Origin of the sequence: Vibrio zhanjiangensis, from assembly GCF_030161235.1 — a bacterium.
GTDB classification, from domain to species: Bacteria; Pseudomonadota; Gammaproteobacteria; order Enterobacterales; family Vibrionaceae; genus Vibrio; species Vibrio zhanjiangensis.
This window is the reverse complement of sequence record NZ_BSPW01000019.1, coordinates 1-330: the sequence shown is the minus strand read 5'-3', so window position 1 is coordinate 330 and position 330 is coordinate 1. Positions and strand designations below refer to the sequence as shown.

1 rRNA gene is annotated in these 330 nt (G+C 52.1%); it reads left to right on the top strand.

Annotated features, from left to right (window positions below):
• Window positions 1-22: 22 nt before the first annotated feature.
• Window positions 23-330, top strand: a 16S ribosomal RNA gene (locus tag QQK21_RS04315); the annotation flags it as partial.

Below are 330 nucleotides of genomic sequence, written 5' to 3'. Positions count from 1 at the left end.
GCATCTTAGATGCACAAAACTTTAATTGAAGAGTTTGATCATGGCTCAGATTGAACGCTGGCGGCAGGCCTAACACATGCAAGTCGAGCGGAAACGAGTTATTTGACCCTTCGGGTGACGATAATGGCGTCGAGCGGCGGACGGGTGAGTAATACCTGGGAAATTGCCCTGATGTGGGGGATAACCATTGGAAACGATGGCTAATACCGCATAATAGCTTCGGCTCAAAGAGGGGGACCTTCGGGCCTCTCGCGTCAGGATATGCCTAGGTGGGATTAGCTAGTTGGTGAGGTAAGGGCTCACCAAGGCGACGATCCCTAGCTGGTCTGA